Origin of the sequence: Vibrio sp. 10N.222.55.C6, assembly GCF_041473395.1 — a bacterium.
Lineage (GTDB): Bacteria > Pseudomonadota > Gammaproteobacteria > Enterobacterales > Vibrionaceae > Vibrio > Vibrio crassostreae_C.
In genome coordinates this window covers 1-724 of the sequence record NZ_JBFRSD010000899.1, presented here as the reverse complement: position 1 = coordinate 724, position 724 = coordinate 1, and the positions used below count along the sequence as shown (strand labels likewise).

At 34.0% G+C, this 724-nt stretch carries 1 protein-coding gene; it reads right to left on the bottom strand.

From position 1 onward, the window contains the following. Positions 1 to 73: 73 nt before the first annotated feature. Entirely contained in the window at positions 74 to 469 is a 396-nt protein-coding gene (locus tag AB4486_RS26765; protein ID WP_017070570.1) for an adenylyltransferase/cytidyltransferase family protein, read from the bottom strand. Between the last annotated feature and the right edge of the window lie 255 nt (positions 470 to 724).

Sequence of the window (724 nt, the reverse complement as noted above, 5' to 3'; positions counted from 1 at the left end):
GTTCACATGTGATGTTTCTACCTTTTTTTAATTTAAAAACAAAGCCCTAGATGTAATTCTAGCCAAATTAATATTAAATTGCTTTTGTTATTTCTATAATTTCAGTTGTCGATATCGAAGGGGTTCGAGGGAAGTAAACAACTTCACAAATATCAGAAAACTCATCAAAACGACCTTTCCAGTCATCTCCCATAGCTAGTATATCTGCTCGGTAAAATTCAATATATTCGCGCTTTTTCTCTAATGAATGCTCAAAAAACACCTCATCGACAAACGAAAGTGATTGGACAATTTTCATTCTATCTTCTTGAGTGTAAATTGGGTTTCTCTGTTTTTTACTAAAATTAAGTTGATCAGTTGATATACCAACTATCAATGTGTCACCTAAAGATGCACAACGTTCTAATATATTGACATGCCCTACATGAAAAATATCATATGTACCAAATGTGATTACACGTTTACTCATTTTTTATTCCTATCTTTTAAAAAACCGTCGGGAAGGTTTTCCTTCTTATTATAGATGCTTAAAGTATATCAGGATTACAACCCAAACAGGAGAAGGCCTGTTAATCATTGTAGAGACCCACTTTGCAAGTGCTACTTTGGGCCCCTATCCTTCTAAAATACAACTCCGAGCATTTTATAGTAACTGTTTTCCATGCTCAAACATTAGCGAATGCAAGCTTCAGCTAAGTAATACCGCAAGAACCCGATATTAATT